The 21,356-nt window shown below is 58.3% G+C and carries 15 protein-coding genes and 1 CRISPR repeat array; of the genes, 1 reads left to right on the forward strand and 14 read right to left on the reverse strand.

All coding sequences use genetic code 11. The features are described from left to right. Nucleotides 1-583 precede the first annotated feature (583 nt). Nucleotides 584-4,235: a CRISPR direct-repeat array (repeat unit 36 nt; unit sequence GTCTTAATCCCTTTGGATCAGGGATGTTTTTTATTC). Nucleotides 4,236-4,985: 750 nt separating this feature from the next. From cas2 (Q0562_RS07485) to Q0562_RS07545, 13 genes are all read right to left on the reverse strand, one after another. After that, nucleotides 4,986-5,246 (reverse strand): CRISPR-associated endonuclease Cas2, encoded by a 261-nt coding sequence (gene cas2, locus Q0562_RS07485; protein ID WP_298643151.1) that lies wholly within the window; start codon nucleotides 5,244-5,246, stop codon nucleotides 4,986-4,988. A gap of 293 nt (nucleotides 5,247-5,539) precedes the next feature. Beyond that, nucleotides 5,540-6,544, reverse strand: a complete 1,005-nt coding sequence (gene cas1, locus Q0562_RS07490; protein ID WP_298643153.1) for a CRISPR-associated endonuclease Cas1 — start codon at nucleotides 6,542-6,544, stop codon at nucleotides 5,540-5,542. Between the two features lie 6 nt (nucleotides 6,545-6,550). After that, entirely contained in the window at nucleotides 6,551-6,832 is a 282-nt protein-coding gene (cas2, locus tag Q0562_RS07495) for a CRISPR-associated endonuclease Cas2 (RefSeq protein WP_298643154.1), read from the reverse strand. A gap of 48 nt (nucleotides 6,833-6,880) precedes the next feature. Continuing rightward, on the reverse strand, nucleotides 6,881-8,038 hold the full coding sequence (locus Q0562_RS07500) for a DUF1887 family CARF protein (RefSeq protein WP_298643155.1): 1,158 nt from the start codon (nucleotides 8,036-8,038) through the stop codon (nucleotides 6,881-6,883). A 16-nt stretch (nucleotides 8,039-8,054) separates the two neighbouring features. Beyond that, entirely contained in the window at nucleotides 8,055-8,351 is a 297-nt protein-coding gene (gene csx16, locus Q0562_RS07505) for a CRISPR-associated protein Csx16 (RefSeq protein WP_298643157.1), read from the reverse strand. Then, entirely contained in the window at nucleotides 8,348-9,289 is a 942-nt protein-coding gene (gene cas6 / locus Q0562_RS07510; protein ID WP_298643158.1) for a CRISPR system precrRNA processing endoribonuclease RAMP protein Cas6, read from the reverse strand. Before cas6 ends, csx16 begins: the two co-directional genes overlap by 4 nt. A 469-nt stretch (nucleotides 9,290-9,758) precedes the next feature. After that, complete coding sequence (locus tag Q0562_RS07515; protein WP_298643160.1) at nucleotides 9,759-10,808, reverse strand: RAMP superfamily CRISPR-associated protein; 1,050 nt, start codon at nucleotides 10,806-10,808, stop codon at nucleotides 9,759-9,761. Beyond that, nucleotides 10,805-11,179: a type III-B CRISPR module-associated protein Cmr5 gene (gene cmr5, locus Q0562_RS07520; protein WP_298643162.1), complete on the reverse strand. Its 375-nt coding sequence runs from the start codon at nucleotides 11,177-11,179 to the stop codon at nucleotides 10,805-10,807. The genes Q0562_RS07515 and cmr5 overlap by 4 nt, the downstream gene beginning before the upstream one ends. Beyond that, nucleotides 11,176-12,072 (reverse strand): type III-B CRISPR module RAMP protein Cmr4, encoded by an 897-nt coding sequence (gene cmr4, locus Q0562_RS07525; protein ID WP_298643164.1) that lies wholly within the window; start codon nucleotides 12,070-12,072, stop codon nucleotides 11,176-11,178. Before cmr4 ends, cmr5 begins: the two co-directional genes overlap by 4 nt. A gap of 26 nt (nucleotides 12,073-12,098) precedes the next feature. After that, the gene (locus tag Q0562_RS07530; RefSeq protein ID WP_298643166.1) at nucleotides 12,099-13,265 is read right to left on the reverse strand and encodes a type III-B CRISPR module-associated Cmr3 family protein; all 1,167 of its coding nucleotides are present in this window, start codon (nucleotides 13,263-13,265) and stop codon (nucleotides 12,099-12,101) included. Continuing rightward, entirely contained in the window at nucleotides 13,262-15,043 is a 1,782-nt protein-coding gene (gene cas10 / locus Q0562_RS07535; RefSeq protein ID WP_298643168.1) for a type III-B CRISPR-associated protein Cas10/Cmr2, read from the reverse strand. Before cas10 ends, Q0562_RS07530 begins: the two co-directional genes overlap by 4 nt. A 19-nt stretch (nucleotides 15,044-15,062) precedes the next feature. Next, entirely contained in the window at nucleotides 15,063-16,262 is a 1,200-nt protein-coding gene (gene cmr1, locus Q0562_RS07540; protein ID WP_298643170.1) for a type III-B CRISPR module RAMP protein Cmr1, read from the reverse strand. A 263-nt stretch (nucleotides 16,263-16,525) separates the two neighbouring features. Next, nucleotides 16,526-17,854: a DEAD/DEAH box helicase gene (locus Q0562_RS07545; RefSeq protein ID WP_298643171.1), complete on the reverse strand. Its 1,329-nt coding sequence runs from the start codon at nucleotides 17,852-17,854 to the stop codon at nucleotides 16,526-16,528. Between the two features lie 244 nt (nucleotides 17,855-18,098). On the opposite strand from Q0562_RS07545, the gene Q0562_RS07550 reads away from it, so the two are divergent. Further along, on the forward strand, nucleotides 18,099-19,298 hold the full coding sequence (locus tag Q0562_RS07550) for a hypothetical protein (RefSeq protein WP_298643173.1): 1,200 nt from the start codon (nucleotides 18,099-18,101) through the stop codon (nucleotides 19,296-19,298). Nucleotides 19,299-19,326: 28 nt separating this feature from the next. Here the strand turns inward: Q0562_RS07550 and Q0562_RS07555 are convergent, their stop codons facing one another. Continuing rightward, the gene (locus Q0562_RS07555) at nucleotides 19,327-21,123 is read right to left on the reverse strand and encodes a choline/carnitine O-acyltransferase (RefSeq protein ID WP_298643175.1); all 1,797 of its coding nucleotides are present in this window, start codon (nucleotides 21,121-21,123) and stop codon (nucleotides 19,327-19,329) included. Nucleotides 21,124-21,356: the final 233 nt, after the last annotated feature.

Consider the following 21,356-nt stretch of genomic DNA (forward strand, 5'->3'; position numbering starts at 1 on the left):
TTTATACTCTGCCCATGGCAACGGGGGCAACAGAGTGTTAATTGTATTTTCACAGGCACAACATAACGCATCTGCCCGTTGCCTTTCTAATTTCTGTTTACCGACACCAGTGTCAGCATACTTTTTAGAACACCACCAAAACTCTTTTGGAGCATGGGCGGTTTCATTCACTTGGCGGGCCCAGTGTTTACATCGCTTGACGGGGCCAGTACACGCCGCTTGACGCGAAAAGCCCCTGCCCTGTGGGGCTGGAACAGCTCGCGCAGCGAGAAAGGGGTTGGGGAGAGGGTGGGTTAAGAAAAACCGCGTAGCGACAAAACCCAGCAATTACGCTGCCTGGCGAGAACCCAGTAATTACGCCGCTTGGCGCGTACCTAAAAAACCCTTCTCCCCGTGGCTGCGCTCCACAAAAACACTCGCGTTTTTGTGAGTACCCAGCGGAAGGGTTGGGATTGGGCAGCAAACAAATCGCGCAGCGACAAAACTCAGCAATTACGCCGCTTGGCGAGGCCAGTGTTTACACCGCTTGGCGGCATTTGACATGGCACAACAACACGATGGCAGGAAAACGACGCTGGGCATAACGTTTAATCCTTTGGTTCAGGGATGTTTTTCTATTCGGTATTTTCAGACCAAGAACGCGGCAGCGGCGTAGTCTTAATTCCTTTGGATCAGGGATGTTTTTTATTTAGCTAGCGTTTGACCCCAAGTCCGGAATGGTGTTGTCTTAATCCCTTTGGATCAGGGATGTTTTTTATTTCATACGGCTGTGAAGAATATGATTTTTTTCTTGATGTCTTAATCCCTTTGAATCAGGGATGTTTTTTATTCTGCTAACCGGCGGCGAGCTCTCTTGCGGGGGAGTCTTAATCCCTTTGGATCAGGGATGTTTTTTATTCACCTTATGGGATTGTCCCATAAGCGGGGAGCTGTCTTAATCCCTTTGGATCAGGGATGTTTTTTATTCAAATTGCCCAAAAAGAAAATGCGGCAGGGCATAACGTCTTAATCCCTTTGGATTAGGGATGTTTTTTATTCAAACCTTGACTACCGTCGCCATCGTTGGGGCATGTCTTAATCCCTTTGGATCAGGGATGTTTTTTATTCTCATGAAGGGAAGGCAATCGTGCCGCCCTGTTATGTCTTAATCCCTTTGGATCAGGGATGTTTTTTATTCCCAATGGCCAATCCAAAGTAGAACTTGACATCTAGTCTTAATCCCTTTGGATCAGGGATGTTTTTTATTTCATTGCCGTTAGCGTCTACAACATCGCTGAGAGTCTTAATCCCTTTGGATCAGGGATGTTTTTTATTCATAAAACCCTAAACCAAAACGCCGAAAGGCAAGGGTCTTAATCCTTTTGGATCAGGGATGTTTTTTATTCTGTAATGCAGGAAACATTACGGTGCCGTAGGTACGTCTTAATCCCTTTGGATCAGGGATGTTTTTTATTCACTATCTTGCCCGTGAATACGCGGCATGGTTCATGTCTTAATCCCTTTGGATCAGGGATGTTTTTTATTCCCGTCCACGTCGTAAAACTGCCGCCGTAACGTGTCTTAATCCCTTTGGATCAGGGATGTTTTTTATTCTGTTTAGATAATAATCTAGACTAGGTATGATAGAAGTCTTAATCCCTTTGGATCAGGGATGTTTTTTATTCAGAACTGCGGGATGAGTACACTAAGAAAGGTCTGTCTTAATCCCTTTGGATCAGGGATGTTTTTTATTCATTATTTTTAATTGTTCTTGTTCATCTTTTTTATGTCTTAATCCCTTTAGATCAGGGATATTTTTTATTCGCGTGCTTCGCCCCGTGCCCGCCTTCACGTTCGAGTCTTAATCCCTTTGGATCAGGGATGTTTTTTATTCGGTACAACCAGATTATGGCTAGACTTAGCAAGATGTCTTAATCCCTTTGGATCAGGGATGTTTTTTATTCCCGTGTCATCCGTTTGTCCGTCGCCCTTGGCGTCTTAATCCCTTTGGATCAGGGATGTTTTTTATTCCAATACCCCGCCCGCTCGCGGACGCACTTGGAGTCTTAATCCCTTTGGATCAGGGATGTTTTTTATTCTAACAAAGGACATAATACTCTCCGTGGTACCGCCGTCTTAATCCCTTTGGATCAGGGATGTTTTTTATTCTCTTCTATATTCAGTATAGAATAACTCTAGATGTCTTAATCCCTTTGGATCAGGGATGTTTTTTATTCCGACGCGCGCTACCTGGGACTGGCCCTCGAAGTGTCTTAATCCCTTTGGATCAGGGATGTTTTTTATTCTATTAAAAACAGGCGATTAGCCTGCCTCGCTGCAGTCTTAATCCCTTTGGATCAGGGATGTTTTTTATTCGGCAACCCGTGAACTACATGATTAACGCAACCGGTCTTAATCCCTTTGGATCAGGGATGTTTTTTATTCCGACTACGCCCAAGCGGCGGGTATTTATGATGCGTCTTAATCCCTTTGGATCAGGGATGTTTTTTATTCGCCGTTCGCGGGCTTTTACCAGTCCCTCCACGAGGTCTTAATCCCTTTGGATCAGGGATGTTTTTTATTCGGAAGGGAAAGAATCCAAACCTGGAATCTTGAACGTCTTAATCCCTTTGGATCAGGGATGTTTTTTATTCGTTGCCGGCGGCTGAACTACCTGCCGGAAAGCTGTCTTAATCCCTTTGGATCAGGGATGTTTTTTATTCCGCACATCGAGGAAGTCTTGCGCCCGCGTAGCGGTCTTAATCCCTTTGGATCAGGGATGTTTTTTATTCGCAATCCTGCGCACCATCCGTGTCATAACCAAAAGGTCTTAATCCCTTTGGATCAGGGATGTTTTTTATTCCAAGTGGGTGGCCCGCGTACGGGACGAAATCGCCGTCTTAATCCCTTTGGATCAGGGATGTTTTTTATTCACACGGCTATTAGTTGACAGGCAATTAGCCTGCCGTCTTAATCCCTTTGGATCAGGGATGTTTTTTATTCTTACAGTCATTTTTATTTAGGCGCGTTTAAGAGGGTCTTAATCCCTTTGGATCAGGGATGTTTTTTATTCTCCTCGAATGGTTAATCGATGATTTAAATAATGTCTTAATCCCTTTGGATCAGGGATGTTTTTTATTCAATTCCCATTTTTTGAATTGGAACGAATTGTTAGGGTCTTAATCCCTTTGGATCAGGGATGTTTTTTATTCATTACCTGCGAGAAATAGTTAACGATGACGTCTAGTCTTAATCCCTTTGGATCAGGGATGTTTTTTATTCACAGCCATCACGGCAAGCACGGAGGAGTGACACGTCTTAATCCCTTTGGATCAGGGATGTTTTTTATTCATATTGAAGGGACAAATATCCGCCTTATCTTTTCGTCTTAATCCCTTTGGATCAGGGATGTTTTTTATTCAAAAAGGTTTAGGCAAAATATGCCGTAATCATTACGTCTTAATCCCTTTGGATCAGGGATGTTTTTTATTCTTAACAAGCGTTTGGTATTCCTCGTTCGTTAAAAGTCTTAATCCCTTTGGATCAGGGATGTTTTTTATTCTTTATTTAAAAGTGAAAACAAAAACCTTAATTCAGTCTTAATCCCTTTGGATCAGGGATGTTTTTTATTCCGATTGAAAGGTTGCGTGCATACGGCGAAAATCCGGTCTTAATCCCTTTGGATCAGGGATGTTTTTTATTCAAGCCGAAGTGTGAAAACAACGATAGACACCTGTTGTCTTAATCCCTTTGGATCAGGGATGTTTTTTATTCTCAGATTGTCAAAACGTAAACCTCAAACATAAGGTCTTAATCCCTTTGGATCAGGGATGTTTTTTATTCGCTACTGCTGCTAGCAAAACAGAAAAAGTAACGGGTCTTAATCCCTTTGGATCAGGGATGTTTTTTATTCTACAACAACGCGGAAAACCAAAGTAAAGCCGCAGTCTTAATCCCTTTGGATCAGGGATGTTTTTTATTCAATGCGGCAGGGCAACAGCCGCCGCACAATTGTCTTAATCCCTTTGGATCAGGGATGTTTTTTATTCCTTTTCCCGCCGCGAGGTGGTGGAGAAGACCACGTCTTAATCCCTTTGGATCAGGGATGTTTTTTATTCGGCACCGTGCGGGACGCCATCGAGCGGCTGATAGTCTTAATCCCTTTGGATCAGGGATGTTTTTTATTCACCACGGTGGAGGCCTATCAGCTCCTATGGAGCGTCTTAATCCCTTTGGATCAGGGATGTTTTTTATTCAGTATGCTGTATTTTTCCTCCGTATTTTCAATAGGTTGAGAAGATGCATTCCAAAGATTGAAGGTGCGGAAAAGTTGTTGCATTTTTACCACGGTTGTTGTTTTGAGGCTACTGGTAGGAGTCAGGAGTGTGTCCTTCTTTTCGAGAAGGGTATGTTTGGGGGGCGGCAAATGCTGGTCAGGATTAAAGGTATATGTACGGGTTGAATGTTCCCATATCTATGGAAGGTATTTTATTTTATCCGGATTGAGAATTCAATGTCTTGTGCGTCAGTTTATCCCTTTTGTGCAGGGACAGCCTGTTGTTAGAGATCGGTTTTTGGCCATTTTATGGTGATTTTTTCATGAATGCTATATGGGATGTTTTTATGCGGTTTTTGTTGATGTTTCGTCAAGGTGGTTGGGGCTGTCAAGCGGTGTGTTTATGCGGTTCTTCATTATGGATTTGCCCTGCACGCCTCCCCAGTGCCCGGTGATGGAAGAGGGAGGGCTTTTTTGTGCGGTTTTTGGTTTGGGACGTAGCAAGCGGCGTGGTTGTCGGGCTCGCAAAGCGGGATAAATACGGGATTCCCCCTTTTTCCCGTCGCAACACGCTCTCTTCCCCGCAAGCGGGGGAAGGGATTTTGCACCAAGCGGCGTGGTTGCCGGATTTTGTCGCTTCGCGAATTTGTCTCCTCTTCCCCCAATGTTTCTTTCAATGGTTTCGTTAGCGACCGGTATTTGTGCTGCCCGGCGTTTTCGTGTGCAAGGGTTAGAGGCAGTAAATGCCTTCCGGGATTTTGCCGCCGAGTTCGAGACGCAGGCTGTCGGCGGGCAGCGGATAGGCGCGGATGTCGTCTTCGCGGCGGTCGATGAGGCGGGCAAGTTGGGCCCAGCAGTATTCGAAGCGGCCGCGCGAGGCGGTGAAGAGAAAGGTGCTGTTTTGCAGGGGGATGGCGTTGTCGGTGAGGTAGCGGTGCACGCGTTGCAGGCGTTTGGGTGAGGCGATGTCGTAGGCAATGAGGTAGGGCATGGGGTTCTCCGTTTTTTTTGCCGCTCGTCGGTGTTTTGTCAGGCGGTGTGGCTGCCGGGTTTGTGCCGGTATTTTTATCTTTGGAGGCGTCGCCGGCAATGTCTCTGCATTCTTTCCTTTTCGTAGTGTGGTCGTGTCAGCGGGGGATGTTGCCATTTTTTATTTCGTTCGCAGGACGAATGCCCCCGCCCCTACCCCCTCTCCCGCAAGCGGGAGAGGAAGCTTCCTTTGTTTTTTCAATCATTTTTACAACTATCGGGATGTGTGGATATCTGTGGTTCGCAAGGCATTGGTCAGATGGTGGTGAGGTCGTCGTCTTCGTTGAAGGCGGCGATGTATGGGCGCATGTCGGGCTGCCGGTCGGCGGCAGTGGCCAGGGTGTGCAGCAGGTTCAGGCATTGTTCGCGCATGGTTTTGCGCCATTCTTTGGCGCGGTTTTCGTAGGCGGGGTAGTAGCGACCGCGTGCGGCTTTGCCCATGTTGCAGGCTTCGCCGCGCATGGTGAAGTCTTCGGGGCGCAGGGTGTGTTCGCGGAAGAGTTCGATGGCCCAGGCGGTGATGAGCGGGCGCAGGGGTTCGATGAGGTCGCAGGCGAGGGATTCGCGGCCGTGGGTGAGGTTGTGGTAGTAGCCGATGTAGGGGTCGAGGCCGGTGAGGTGGATTTGGCGCACCATGTCGTGGTGCAGCAGGGTGTAGCCGAGGGAGAGGGCGACGTTGTAGGGGTCGCGCGGCGGGTTGCGGTTGCGTTCGCGGAAGTTGAGGCTGGCGGGGAGGATGCTCGCGATGCCATTGAAGGCCGCTGCTGCCGCCTGGCCTTCGATGCCGCGCAGGGTGGCGGTGTCGGCGATGGGGCGGGCGAGCTGGTCGAGGGTGCGTTCGAGTTGGGCGATGGGGTGGTGCAGGCGGTTTTGCGCGATGTGCGGTTGTGCTTGCTGGTTTTGCAGGAGGGCGAGGTCGCCCCGGATTTTTGCCGTGACGAGTTCTTGCGCGAAGGCGGCGCAGAAGGCGGGGTCGGTGCTGTAATGGGCCTGGATGACGCGACGGGCGGCGTCTTTGCGGGCGCAGGGCATGAGGAGGGTAATGCGGTGGTTGCGGCCGTCGAAGACGAGGACGCCGATGTCGTGTTCGCCGAGTTTGCCGAGCACGTCGGCGCTGAGGGCGAGGTCGCCCCGGATGCAGATGCGGTCGATAATGTTGAGCGGCAGGGTGCTGGTGCGGAGACCGTCCTGGTAGAAGATGAGGGCGTCGCCGTCGATGGCGAGGCGCAGGTTTTTGCGGTCGATGTAGAGGGTACTCATGGGGGGTCACATGATGATGAAGGGGTCTTGCCCGATTTGCGTGGCTTTGCCGAGCAGGCGCGGCGTGCTTTTTTCGCCGAGGTGGAAGATGTGCAGGCGGTCGGTACCGGGGTCGATGTTGTCCACGGCGATTTGACAGACGCGGCGGTATTCGGCGGCGGTCAGCCAGCATTCGAAGAGGGATTTTTGTCCGCCGGTGGCGTAGCCTTGCAGGAGGCGGCGGACGTGGCGCTGCCGGTCGGGGGCAGAGATGTCGTAGGCGATGATGTAGAGGCTGCGGTAGGGCATGGGGTTTCCCTTTTGGAGCTAGGGGAGCCGGGCGGGGCTCTCCTGCCATTATCGGTTTTTGGCGGTGATCCAGTTTTCGATGGTTTTGCGCAGGCCGGCCAGGGCTTTGTTTTCCAGGATTTTGATGTCTGCCCCTTTGGCACGGTCGCGGACGTGTGGTTTGAGTTCGCGGTAGGAAACAAAGGCGGTTTGAGTGCGCAGGCCGCCGAGTTTTTTCAGGGTTTCGAGTTTGTAGAGTTCGTTTTGTGCCTGGCCTTCGCTTTTGTTGTTGTAGTTTTTGGTTTTGCATTCGAGCACGTAGAGGGCATTGTGGTGCAGGAAGGCGATGTCCAGTTCGTTCTTTTGGGTGATGCCTTTTTGGGCGTTCTGAATTTCCACATTCAGGGCGATGTCCTGAATGCCGGCGATTTTTTTGATTTCGCTGAAAACGTATTCTTCCAGCCAGCCGCCGTTAATGTAGGTACGGGCGTCTTTGTCGCTGAAACGGATGTGGTTGCCGCTGCGGGTAAGCAGGTTTTCTCTTGCAAACAGGTTTAGCAAGGCGTCCAGGTTTTTGACGGTCGGTTTGCGCAGCAGGATGTCCAGAGTGTTGGGGTTTGTCTCTATTGCAGCCGAGATGTCGCCGTTCAGGACGGTGAGGGCATCGGCAAAGCGTTCGGGGGCGATAGCCAGGGTTTCGCCGATTTTTTGCCGCCCGGGCGGGACACTGCGGGCGATGTTATTTGCGCTGCTGACCGGGTAGCCATGCAGTTGTAGGTAGTCTTCCAGCCGGATTTGCGCCGGTTGCAGGGTGATACGTTCGTTTTTGTCGAGGAGGAGGACTTCGTTGCTGGTCGCGGTGAAGTAGAAGGTGGGGTAGCCCGCGTCGCGGAAGGTGGTGTAGGCGGCTATCGCCATGAGTTTGGTGCCACCGGTGAGGTTGAGGGCGATGTGTTCTTTGTCTTCGCCGCGTTCCAGCAATTGGGTCAGCACTTTGTCTTCTATTTCCTGCATGTCGTATTCGCCGGCGATGGCGATGGTGTGGATTTTAGCACCACAGCATTCTTTCATGGTTTTGGCCAGTGCTTCGGCTTTGCCGTTTTGCTGCATTTTTTCCGTGGCCAGCAGGATGACTTCTTTGGGGCGGAAGTCTTTGTCGAGCACGGGGATGTAGTTGGGGATGGGCTGATCGGAGACGATGCAGACGTGGGTGTTGTATTTGTGCATGGTGCTTTCCTTGGGGTTAGAGTGCTTCGATGTGGTAACGGTGCAAGGTGCAGCCCATCGCCGTCATGTCGGCGGCGCTGTATTCGCTGCCGCGCTGCGCCGCTTCTTGCGGCAGTTGCAGGAAGTAGTAACGCGCGCCTCTGGCGCAGACGGCGGCGGCGATATGGATGGGCAGGGTGCCGAGGACGGTGTCGCCGTTTTGGATAACGGTGGGGTCGTCGAGGTGGGTGAGGTAGTGGTCGATGTGCCAGTCGGGCTGGGTTTTGATCCAGTCGATTGCGCCTTGGTGGCGCGAGATGAACCAGGTGGTCATGAATGTTGCTCCGTGAGGGTGTAGCGGCCGAGGCCGAAGGTGGTGTTTTTGCCGAGGTGCAGCCATTGGCCGATGTGCAGGGCGCGGGCGTGTTCGGGGGCAAGGTCGCCGAGGTGCCAGTCGCCGATGGCGCCGCCGAGGTGCATGCTTTGTTGCTGGCGGTTGGAGTAGCGCTGCCAGTCGTACCAGCGCAGGGCGGGGCGTGAGCGGACGGTGGCGGCGTGAGCTTTGAGCGCGGCGTAATCGGCCTGCGGGGTGATGCCGAGGTGGATTTGGCTGATGAGGCTGAGGCGGCGCAGCGCCTGACTGAGCAGGGTTTGCGCGCTGAGGTGGTCCACGCCGAGGGCGATGCCGTTTTTTTGCAGGCGCAGCGGGGTGAGGATGCGCAGGGTGAGGTCGCGCGGGTAGGTTTGCGGCAGGGTGATGTGGCTGTCGTGCGGGGTGATGCGCCCGTCGGCGTAGATGCTTTCCCAGCCGTCCGCCCGCTCGATGGCGATGTCGGCGAGTTCGCCCTGGCCGTGCGCGATGCCGTCGCGGTTCTGGAAGGCTTGTTGCCAGGCGTAGCTGACCAGCGGCAGGTGGTGGCGGGCGTCGCCGATGAGGACGAGGCCGAAGCGGTAGGTGCTGCCGGCGGGGTATTCGCGGCGCTCGCCGTAGGCTTCCGGCTCGATGATGTAGGGCGGCGGGATGGTGGCGGGGTTGGCGAGATGGATGTCGGGGCGCGGCGCGGGTTCAAAGATGTGGGTGTAGGGGCTGTGTTGCAGGAGCAGGGCGGAGGGCGCATGGCCGCGCGGCACGCAGGCACGGCGCAGGGCGTGGCCGAAGGCACCGCGCAGGGCGGAACCGGGGTAGGCGGGGGCGCGCATGGCGCGGGTGAGGGTGAAGGTGTAGCGGTAGCGGGCGATGGCGAGGGTGGCGGGGAGGTCGAGGATGGTCATGGGGCGGGTGTGGTGGTTGGGCTGTCAAGCGGCGTGGTTACGGGGTTTTGTCGCTTTGCGGATTTATCTAACCCTCTCCCCAACCCCTCCCCCAATGGGGGAGGGGCTTTTTCGTGGCAAGTGGCATGATTGTTGGGCCCGACAAGCGGCGTAGTTACTTGGCTCGCCAAGCGGCGGTTTTGCAGGGACGTTATTTGCACGGTCTCAAAAGCAAAAAGCACGTGGTTGCCCGCTTGGTGGTTGTGTTTGCCCGAAGTGCAACAAGAGGCGGTGTCTGTCCGGCGGGCTGAAGCCCGCCCTACATCCGTCAGGCGTTGTAAATGCTGGGTTGTCGAGTATGGATGCATCGTTTTTGTTTTGTCCTGCGGACGAACACCCTCCACCCCAGCCCTCCCCCGCAAGCGGGGGAGGGGGCGTGTCAAGCGGCATGGTTGCCCGCCCGGCGTCCGTCATTGGGCGGGATTTTTCTTTACGGCTGGTACGGTTCAAGCAGTTTGTAGGCTTTCTTTTCGTTCTTTTTGTCGCTTGTCGCCCATCCCCGCACGGTGTCGTGATGAATCTCCCATACCAGGGCCGCGATTTTGGCGATGTCGTCGCTGTTGTCGGCATCCAGCCCCAGTCCTTCCAGGTACTTTTTCTTGTTTTTACTGAGGTTGTCGGCCAGTTTTGCGGGGTCGCCGTGGGCGATTTCGTGACGCAGCAGGGCATCAGGATCGCTTTGCAGGCCGGCTTTTTTCCAGTCATTGTGGATTTTTTCAATGATTTTGTCGTAGGCCGCGTTGTTGTCACTGCGGAAGTAACCGTAGCCCGAGGCGGTTTTGCTGCCGAGGCCTTGTTGTTCGAGGGTGGCGTTGAGCAGGCCCAGGGCGTAGCGCGTCCAGTCGGGCGGGCCTTCGATGACAAAGTAGTAGCCGCCGCCGGTGGCGATTTGCGGGTTGGGAATGGGGGATTCGCTGCCGTCCGCCTGCGAGGTTTTGCCGTTGTAGTAGTCCTGATGGTGTACGGTGATGACTTCGCTGATGTAGGGGCGCTCGCGTTCGTTCAGCGGCAGCCACCAGGCGTCGTGCCAAACAAGGGCACCGCTGACTTCGCCCGTGTCGCTGTCGCTGCCGAAGAGTTCTTCCAGATAGGCCGGAGGGATGCCGTTTTGTTCGGCGTAGTGGCGCACTGCGCCTTTGATGCTGCTGCCCGGCAGGTAGGGCATGCCGTAGCTGTGGTGGGTCTGGATGCCGGTTTCGAGGGTGCTGCCGGTTGTCAGGCCGATGTAGAGGCGGTTTTCGCAGTGCAGTACGGCGCTGGTGAAGCGGTTGTTGTTGCGGGTCAGCCCGATCCAGCGCGCCAGGGCGAGGCGGTAGTGGTCGGGGACGGTGGTGTGGGTGATGCGCTCAATGAGTTTGTTTTTTTCGGGTTTTTCGCCGCTTTCCCATTGGCTCAGACCGCGTTGCTGGAGCAGTCCGGCGTGGGCGTCGCGGGTGTTCCGGGTGATGGTGCGCAGAGCCGGGCGCATGAGGGTGGTCATGGGCGGTCTCCTTCGCGGTCGCCGTTGCCCAGTAGTGCCTGGGTGTAGCGTTTGAGCCAGGCGGTGGCATCCAGGCTTTTCCGGGTGAGCAGTTGGTAGTGGCGCAGGTTGGCGTCCAGGATTTCTGTATGCAAGGCTTTTTTGTCGTCTTTACCAAGCAGTGTGGCGAGGTGTTCCAGCAGTTTTTGGTGTTCGTCACCGCCTTTGGCCATGAGGAAGCCGATGGCTTGTGCCAGTCCGGCCTGCATGATCATGGTGGGGTAGGCGAGGGCAAGGGTGCGGTATTTGGCGGCGATGGGGCTGTTTTTGAGACCGGCTACCAGCGGGTAGGCGGCCTGCGCGTAGTGCTGGGTGCGGATGCGGTGCTTCATGCTTTTTCTCCTGTGCCGGGATGGTCAAGCAGCAGGCGGCAGAATCCGCGCCCGACGGTGTGTTTGCCACCCAGTTGCAGGGCGATTTCGCCTTCTGGTAGCAAGGCGCTGAGTTCGGCGGCTTTTTTGGGGTTGCTGTCACGGTTGCGGGCGTCGCTGATGCCGATGAGGCCCCAGAGGACGGTTTCGGCGGGCAGGTTTTCTTCTGTCCACAGGGCGCCGTCCTGCACGATGCGTCTCTCGCGGTTGATGCGGATGCGGGTGCGGATTTCGGTGGCGGTGTCGGCCAGGAAGGAGTAGATGTCATCGGGCAGGATGATGAAGCGTTGTGTCAGGCTCTGGCGCCAGTCGTCTGCCTGCGGGGTGCCGTCGGGGTAGAGAGTCTGGCTGAGGCATTGCGCCCAGGCGGCGGTGGCGTTGTCTTCGACGCCGTTGAGGTCGAGGTCTTCGAGGGCCACTTTGTTATCAGCAACGCGCAGCAGGCTGTTTGGGGGGAGGTAGGCGGTTTCTTCGCGTGCGTTCGGGATGGTGAGGTCGAGGCCGAGGTCGCGCGCGTAACGGCGGAGGATGAAGGGGCAGGTGGCGTAGGCCACGGTGCCGGCGAAGGAGCGCACGGGCAGGAGCAGCAGGTGGGCGTCGCCGAAGGCCAGGGCGCCTGCGTGGCTGTCGGTGTCGCTGCTGTCGGGGCCGAAGAGGGTACGGATGTCGCCGCCGCTGAGGCCGTATTGGGCGGCGGCTTCATCGCGCAGGACGCCTTTGATGGCCGAGCCGGGGATTTGCGGCAGGTTGGTGGCTTTGGCGCGGGCGATGGGCAGATCGACAACGCCGACGCCCTGGCCGGTGCCGGCGTGCAGGGCGGTGAGAGCCTGGATGTGGTAGCTGCGTGCTTGCATGGTGGGGTTCCTTGTGTTGGTGGAGGTCAGATAGGGTTGTGCCAGGCGGCAAGGCTGGCGATGCCGAAGCCGTCGCGTCGGGCTTGCGGGTCGTCGCTAATGGGTGCGAAGGCGAGCGGGGTGATGTCCTCGGCGTTTGTCAGGGTTTCAAACCAGTACACCGCGCCTGCGGCCACGGCTTTGCGCATGGCTTTGGGGCGGTGGTGGTGCATGTCCCAGCCGGAAACGGGCTGCCAGCGTTCGATGACGCAGGCACGTAGGCGGACGCGGATGCCGGTGTGCGGCAGGGTGCCGTGCAGGGTGTCGTCCAGCCAGCCCGGGCACCAGCCGTGGCGGAAGATGGCGGGGGTGAGCAGGGTCAGGCGCAGGCCGCGTGCGGCGTTGATGTTGTCTGCCAAATTTGCTGCCGGGGTGAAGGCCGGGTCGGGCGGGACGCGGCGGTAACGGGACAGGCGCCCTTCACCGCCGAAGCGGGCGTAGGCGGCGTGGCTGTCCACCTCGCTCAGGATGAGCAGGCGGTAGGCACTGCTTTCCCAGCCACCGTGATGCTGACGGCGCGCCGCTTGCAGGTCGTAGGCGGCGGTTTGGTAGAGGCGGCCTTCGGCGGCGCTGTCGCGGTCACGGTCGATTTCCACATGGGTGCGGGTTTCGACAGGCAGGGTCGGCAGGGCGGGCAGGTCATCGTAGTTGAGGGTTTCTCCGCGTTGCCAGCGCAGGCTGTGCGCCAGCGGCCAGTAGGCGGGGCCGGGCTGGGGTTTGCCTTTGTGGTTGTTATCGAGGCAGACAGGCAACAGGCCGGGCGGCAGGTCGCAGCCGTCTGCATCGTGATGCCACGGCACGGGGCGGAGGCGGTGCAGCACGGTTTGGTCGGTATCGCGGTCACGCAGGTAGAGGGCGTCAGCCGGTTTGGGCACAAGGACAGTGATGTCGCCGTTTCCGTCTTCACGGGCAAGAAACGGGCCTTTGGCTGCCAGTTGTTGCAGGGCGTGGTGCTGCTCGTCGCGCAGGCGGCCGCGTCTGCCGTCATCAACATCCAGGAGCCAGCCCTGTTCTTGCAGGTATTGGCTGCGCATCAGGCCGGCGGCGGCTGACGGCAGGGGGAAGTTGATGTCGTCCGTGTCGGACTGGGTGCCGAAGGGGCGACCGCTGCGGCAGACCAGGGGTGCCAGCGGTTCAAACAGGTAGTGCTTCATGTGTCATCCTTTTCCAAATCGCGTTGGGTTTTGGCCGCCAGCCAGCGGGCGGTGATCAGTTCGGTGGCCAGCGCATTCAGGTCGCCCAGTGCGTTGTGCCGCTCGTGCAGGGCATTTATCTGTGCCTGTGCCAGTTTGATGCCGTCACGGGTGCAGGCCTGGGCGAACATCCGGGTCAACTCGGCGTTGCGGATGTCGCGCAACAGGACGTGGTCGGTGCCGGTGCCGAAGTCGGTGCGCTGGTAGATGGCGCGGGCGTCGTAAGCAATGCGGCTCGGCAGCTGGCGGGTGAGGTAGGCGTTTATCCAGTCCCGGAAAGCGCTGTGTGCCGTGCTGTCGTCCCAACGCAGGCGGGTGTCGCTGATGCTGCCGGAGCGCACGGCTAGGGTGATGCCGAGGGCGTTACGACGCGCGGCGTGCGGGCAGGTGCCACCTTTGGCGATGCGCTCGGCGCGTTTTGCCAGACTGCGGATGTGGCCGAGCGGGGTGTTGATGTGGGCGATGGCCAGGCCGACGGACAGGGTGGGTGCTTTCTCTGCGCCCAGTTGTCCGGCGCTGTCTTTCAGAGTTTCGGCAAAGCTTTCGGCCAGCGCCCGGGCGCAGGCGTAGGCCTGATTCAGCGGGACGAAACCGAGGACGTCATCACCGCCGGCATAGACGGCGTGGCCGTAATATTCACGCAGGATGCCGCGTACGTTGCCGGCGAATCGGCTCAGGGCCTGGGTAACAAGGTGGTGCTGCCCGATGTTTTCGGCTTTATCCAGCAGTTCACCCATGCGGTCGCCATCGGCAAAGAGCAGCACGCCGTAGCTGCACGGCGCACCATATTTCCGCCACAATGGGCGCAGGGCGTTGCGCAGTTTGCCCAGGGCTTCGGCCTCTTCGGCGCGACTTTTGGGGACAGCGGCCAAACGGGCGGGGTAGAGATATTGGGCGTCGTAGGGGAAATCGCGGTAGCAGCCGTTGTTGCCTTTGACGCGGGTGGCGAGTTCGCAGGCAACCAGCGGTTCGTAGGCTTCACACAGCGCAGCAAGCTTGGATGGAGGTAGTTGCCGCAGCCAGCTGTCGGCAGCGATGCGGGTGAACGGGGTGAATTGTTCGGGGTCGCCGCAGAGGCGCTTGGTGACGCCGGCGCAGTCAAGCTGTTCCGCTTCCGCCAGGCCCAGTTTGCGACGGGCGGTTTGCCCCAGGGCGTGAGGCGGCAGGACGGTTTCGCGCGCGCCGTCCAGCGAGGATTTGGGCAGGCAGCGCGTGCTGTCGTCGGCGGTCAGTGCCGCCGGCAGGAAATCGCGGGTGGCCTTGCGCGCCGCCAGCAGGCCGGTCGCCCGCGCGCAGGCCGCCGCATAGCCGCCTGCCGTGTCGTCGATGTGCGCCCATGCCGCCTGCACTTCGACGTAGTCGTCGATTTGTGCCTGCCAGATATCGTCACGCAAGGCGGCGCCGCCCAGTTTGGCGCGGGCTTCTGTGGCGAGGGTGAAGAAGCGTTGTCGTGCCGCCTGTGCCGCTGCGGCGGCGAGTTGACGCACGGCATCGCTGTCGGCCGCTATAATGTGGGCCTGGATTTTGTTACCGGCCGAGAAATCGTCATCGTGCAAGGTTGCCGCGTCGCTCACAGCGGGGAAGATGAGTTCGGCCTGTTGTTGCAACAGGTGCAGCGCTGCCGCTTTGGCAATTTCGGACAGCAGCCAGGAGCCGCTCCACAGGTCGCGGCTGCGTCGGGCGGCGGCGATAAAGCCCTGCACCGGCCCGATGGACTGTATCAGGATGTATCGGTTCATCTGTTTCTCCTTGTCGTGGTCATGGGGCGGCGAAGTAGTGCAGGAAGGCGTGCAAGGGGTCGTCATCGTCATTGAGGGGCGTAATGGTTTTTGCCAGTTGCGGCGACCACAGTTTTACGGGGTATGTCTTTTCGCGACCCCGCTGCAAAACAACGGACAGCTGCTGCAAATGGTCATGCGGCAGCAGCAGGGCAGCGGGCGCCCACTGGTCGTTGCCGCAGTGATAGGGGCGCAGTATCAGCGGGCTGGGCAGCCGCTCTTTGCCCTGTGGCAGTAATTGGTGATCGTCCGGTTCGCCCTTGCCGACGAAATGGAAGATGATCGGCATACCGAACATACCGCGCGGGAAAACATTGCCCGCCGGATGTTCGGGCGCGTGCATTGCGGCATATCGCCCGCTCAGGCGGCGGACGGCATCAGCTTCCGGCCAGCGACTGCGCCCCGCCGGTTTCGTCTTGCCTGCATTGCGACCAAGCCCCGCTTTCTGGCGGAAATCGCGCAGGCGGGTAATGGCGTGTTCCCATGCCGCCAACGGATTGGCGCAGGTGTTGCGCAGAACCAGATCGCAGCCCGCCTGTTTGGCTTCTTGTTTGGTGACGGGGTTCAGCAACGACGGCAGGCTGTCTGCCTGCTCTACCTGTACCGCGCCCGTGCCGCGACGGTTACGTGCGCCCAGTCCGCCGAAGTTCGCCCACCAGCGCAGGGCTTCGGTGACCTGCTGCCGCTGCGTTTCGCTGGCGGCTGCGGCAAAGCGCAGTTGCAGGGTGAAGTGCAAGCCTTCTCGTAAAACGTCGTGGCTGACATCGCTGTCTTTATCGTTGTCGGCCGGGAAGAAAACATAGGCCAATGGCGCGTTTCTATTGTCGGCATAGTCGGTGTAAGGCACTTTGTGGATGTCCCGCACATTGCGCACCCGCAGAAAAACCAAGCTGGCCGATACTTCGGCGTCATCGCTGCCCATGCCGCCCCAAAGCTGAAATTCGGTACGGCGGAGATCAGGCAAGTGCCATTTATGCGCCGCCAACAGGCGCCACCAGAAGCGTAACTGGCCGCGCAGGGCGCTGATGCGGATGGGCATGGTTTCGTCCACCGTCGCCGCCTGCACACCGCCGCCGTACAGCGGGGTGATGAGGCGACAATGAATATCGTGCCAACCTTCGAGATTGTCCGGCAGGGTGGTGTCTGCCGGGGCTGCGAGGCGGTGTTTGCGTAAACCCATAATGTAGTCCTCCTGCAATGGGTAGTTGGCGTAGTGATAGAGACGCGATGATAGCGGGCATAAGAATGCGCCCGCTCTGTCCTAAGGGGGTGCGGTGCAAATGGCTTCTTGCTGCATGGGGGTTCCTTAATATGGTGGGGTTGTCGTCAGGGTTTTAATGTGGGTTTTCTGTGATTATAAAGGTTTTCTATGTGGTTTTTCGTGGTTTTGCGCAAAAAAAAAAGCGGCATCCGGAGATGCCGCTTGTGTTTGGGGTTGAGGGATCAGGTCGGGGCGTGCTGTTTGCGGAAGTTTTTGCCGCCGTCTTTGCGCGCGGCGAAGGGTTTGCCGCTGCTTTTATGGGCGAAGGGTTTGCCGCCTTTTTTGCCGCCCCAGCTTTTTTTGTCGTCGAATTTTTTACCGTAGCCTTTGCCCGGGTTGCCACGGAATTTTTTCGCCGGTTTGCTCTTCGGTTTACTGGTGATTTTCGGCTCCATGCCTTCAATGCGGTGTTCGTCGATTTTGCGTTCGAGGTAGCGGGTGATGGCGGAGAGCTGGCTGCGGTCGGCGAGGCTGCACAGGTTGATGGCGACCCCGCTGCGCCCGGCGCGGCCGCTGCGACCGATGCGGTGCACGTAGTCTTCGACCTGGCGCGGCAGGTCGTAGTTGATGACGTGGCTGATGGCCGGGATGTCGATGCCGCGCGCGGCGACGTCGGTCGCGACGAGGATGTCGCATTTGCCTTTGCGCAGGTCTTCGACGATGCGGTTGCGTTTGCCCTGCGGCAGGTCGCCGTGCAGGAAGCGGGCGCGGTGGCCGTTGTCGCGCAGGGTGTCGGCGATTTCTTCACTCGCGCGCTTGGTGGCGGCGAAGATGATGGTCTGCCCCATTTCCGGATCGGTGACGAGGTGTTCGAGGATGCGGTTTTTGTGGCCCTGGTCGTCGCAGAAGTACACTTTTTCTTCGATGTGCGCGCTTTCGGTTTTGATGCTGATGCGCTCCGGCTCGCGGGTGTAGCGGGCGGCGATTTTGCCGACGGCGCCGTCCCAGGTGGCGGAGCTCATGATGGTCTGGCGGTTTTCCGGCAGGGCGTCAATGATGGCACCCAGATCATCGGCGAAGCCCATGTCGAGCATACGGTCGGCTTCGTCCAGGACGAGCATGTCAAGCGCCGAGGTGTCGATGCGCTCGTCGCGCAGGTGGTCAAGCAGGCGGCCAGGGGTGGCGACGATGATTTGCACGCCTTTTTTCAGGGCGCGGATTTGTCCGCCGTAGGGCGCGCCGCCGACCAGCGGTACGGAGAAGAGCCATTTCAGCTCACGCCCGTATTTGCGCACTTGATCCTGCACTTGCAGGGCGAGTTCGCGCGTCGGGGTGAGGATGAGGGCGCGCGGTTTTTTGCCGCGTTGTTCGCTGGTTATCAGGCGGGTGAGGATGGGCAGGACGAAGGCGGCGGTTTTGCCGCTGCCGGTTTGTGCCGAGAGTTGCAGGTCGCGCCCGGCGATGGCAAGCGGAATGGCTTGTGCCTGGATGGGGGTCGGCGTGGTGTAGCCGCTGGCGGCGATGGCGTTGAGCAGGGCTTCGGGGAGGTTGAGGTCGGTAAAGGTTTGCATGTTGTTTCCGATGGGTTGTGGCAAACCGTGACGACCGCAACGCCGGATGGGATACGCAGATTGATGGTTTGCCGGAAGGTCAATTCAATTCATCGGCAACAATCAGGTGAAGCCTCGTGCTTCGGATCGCGGGCGATGTCGTCAAAGGGGCGCGCATTGTACGCTTGCGCTTGGGCTTGTCAAAAGAAATCATCTGTGGCAGGGCTTGCTATCATGCGGGCATTCCCGCCAACCGGAGTTCACAATGCCCGCTTTCTCCCCCGCTTTTGACGACCCGCGCACCCTCGGCTGGGGTGGGCGGCGGCTGTTTTCTGGCGGTGCAGTCGTCTTTATTTGTCTGTTCTGCCTCGGCGCGCTGTGGATGGTGTTCGCCATGCTTTATGGCACGTACCGCAAGGCGATTTTCTGGTGGTGGTGGCTGCCGCTGTGGGCGCTCGGCAGCGGTCTCTTCTGGTGGCGGCACGGCGTCGTGCATCCGCCGTGCGTGGTCTGCGATGCGCAGGGGTTGACGCTGTACCGCCGCAACCGCATCGTCGGGCAATGGCGCTGGCAGGCGTTGCAGCGGGTGGATGCGCTGCCCGCGCGCCGCCTGCTCGTCATCACGCCGCGTGCGGGCGGGCGCTATCTGTATGGCGAACGCCGCCTCAGCGCAGCGGATTGTGCGGACATCGTCCGCGCGGCGCAGGCGTTCGTGCAGGAAACCGCCGCTGCGCCGCCTGCTCCGGCGGTTTCGCGGCAGTGGTTCAAGCGCAACGACACCGCTTATGCTGCTGTCCGCAATTTGTCGTCTTCTCTTATGTTGATTTGCATCATTGCTTATATGCTGCTCGACGGCTGGCGGCAGGCGCAGCAGCCGAAAACGCTTTTTGATGACGGACCCGCGCCTTATGCCCTGCTCTTTGTCATCGTCGCCGTGGCCGTGCTGCTCTTTTTGCTGCACCAGGTGGTGCGGCATTACCGCTATTATCTGGCCGGGCAGGAGGTGTTGCTGGCGGCAATCGACGGCAAGGGGCTCACCGTGCATTTCCCCGGCGGCCGCAGTGTGCATGTGCCCTGGGCGGATATTCGCGACATCAGGGCCGTACAACGGCACACGAAACACGGCACCACCGAGTATCTGCTGTGGACCGACCGTCTCGGCAACACGCGGGAAATCAACGTCGATCATCTGGGAAGTTTTGCCACCGCCGAGGCGATTGTGGTGGCGGTGAATGCGGTGCGCCACGGCATGCCGCTGCTGCCGCCGGGCAAGGATGCGCAGCCGGGCGGCATCCCGCGCGGCGCGGTGGCGATGTTCTGGACGCAATGTGTGGGTTATGCCGTGCTCTTGTGCAGTCTTGTCAAGCTGTTGCCGCTGCCCGAGCCGGGATTTGTCGCCCTCTTGGTGCTGCTTTTGGTGATGCAGTTTTTCCCGCGCCTCTTTTTCGGCCGGCTGGACAGATGAACGGCGCGGCCGCGCCGCCGCATGCCGTTCATGTGCTCCGGTCGGTGAGGGCGAGCAGGCGCAGCAGCTGTTTGATGCCCGCCTGCACCGCCGTGGCGAATTTCTGCATTTCCCGCGTGCGGTTGCGCGGGTGGGTGAGGACGAGGTTGATGTTGTTGCGGTTGCAGGTGTAGTTGATGGCGATGTTTTCCGCCTTGCCCGCCGTGAAGGCGATGTAGCTGAGAATGCCGTGGCAGCCGAGGCTGATGGTCGAGATGTAGTTCTGCGTCAGGGTGAGATAGCCGGGATCGCTGAAAAAGGCGGGGACGGCCTGTTTTTGTTCGCGGGCGATGCTTTCGAGGCCGAGCAGGTGGCCGTACACGTCGTTACCATGCAGGCAGTGGCGGCGGCGGGCGTGGCGTTCGCCGCTGTATGCGTCGAGGAGCGGCAGGATGGTGTCGCCGTCGGCCAGGTTGTAGATGGCGGTCGCCGCCTGTTTCGAGGTGTCGGTCACGGTCTGCATATAGCATTTGCGCCCGTTGATGTAGTGGCGCATGTCGATGTTTTCGCGGCTGCTGCGCACGGTTTTGTGCACTTTGTACTGCGCGTATTGCAGGGCGATTTGCATCAGTGCGTCGGGATCGTTGTGTTTGAGCAGGCGCTGTTCCTGGTCGTTGAGGTAGAGGTCGTAGATGCCCGTCGTGTAGCTTTCGGCGTGGTGCAGGTAGTCGGCCAGCGCTTCTTTGATGAGTTTGTGGGTGCCACTGTCCTGTTCTTTGTTTTCGTGTTTGTCGATTTGCCAGGCCAGTGCTTCGAGGTTGAGGTTGTCCGGCAGGGTGTTTTTGCGCCGGATTTTGCCGTCCTGCTGGTATTGTTGCGCAAGCGCGAGGATGTCGGCGAGGGTGGCGGCGTCCACCCAGGTGCTTTCGCTGTGCAGGAAGTAGCGGTCGTCGCTGAGGTTGCAGCGGTAGTTCAGCGGTTTGTAGGCCCAGACGGCGCTGCCGTCGGGAAAGGCAGCGTCGTTCAGCGCGTCTTCGTCGTCGAGGATGTGCGCGTCGTCGAGGCTCAGGATGAAGAGGGATTTTTCGATGTTCTGCCAGATGGCGGCGTTTTCGCTGCGGCTGTTGAGCTGGGCGCGGATTTCGCGCGCCTGTTCGTTTGCAAAGACGCTCGGCGCGGCAAAGGGCAGGTCGGGCGCTTCGCCGCAGGTGTGGATGAGGTGGTAGAGGGTGTTTTCGATTTGTGCCGGGCTGGCGATGCCGCCGCCGGTGTCGAGGACGTCCATCGTCCAGCCGCGCCCCCGGTAGAGGATGTTGATGTGGCGCGCGGGATTATCGGCGTCGTTGAAAATGTAGCCGTCGCACTCCGGCAGGGGGCGGCGGCAGGCACCAAGCAGGATGCGCCATTGTTCGTGGCAGGTGTCGTCGCCGTATTTGATGTCGCCGCCGAGGTAGTCGCGGTGTACGCGGGCGAGGGCGTGCACGAAGTGGGCGACGCGTTTCAGCCCGCTTTGCGGCGCTTTCCATTCGATTTTCATGGTCTGGTTGCCGGTGAGCGGCAGGCTGCCCCGGTTGGCAAGGCGCAGGTTGCGCCAGTAGTCGATGAGCCAGGAATCGGGCGCGGCGATGGCGGCGCGCTGTTCGAGCAGGCGTTGCAGTTTGGGTGCTTCGAGGTGGCGGAAATCGGCCAGCGCCTGTTCGCTGTTGCGGTAGGTTTTGTCGTCAACGAGCGGGCGCAGCCATTGCAGGCAGGTGGCGAGGGTGTCGTCGAGGTCGGGCAGGGGCAGGGTGTTCATGGGGCTGTCGGCGTCGGAATCCGTGTGGTTGGCGGGGGCATTATCTATCACAGCGCGCGGTGGACGGCAAGGCGGCGGGATGGCGCCGCCTTGCCGCCGTCTTACCGCTGTGTTACAAAGCGGTCCGTTTTATCCCGATATATGCAGTGAGGTAGTCATGTTGATATTGCGCAGGTTGTTTTTGTTTTTGTCCGCCGCCTTGTTGATGCTGACGGCGGGGGCGGAGAACGCAAAGGTGAAGGTCGGTTTTATCGCCCTGCCGTCACATGCGCCGAATTTTCTCG

Origin of the sequence: uncultured Cardiobacterium sp. (genome assembly GCF_938028825.1) — a bacterium.
Classification (GTDB): domain Bacteria; phylum Pseudomonadota; class Gammaproteobacteria; order Cardiobacteriales; family Cardiobacteriaceae; genus Cardiobacterium.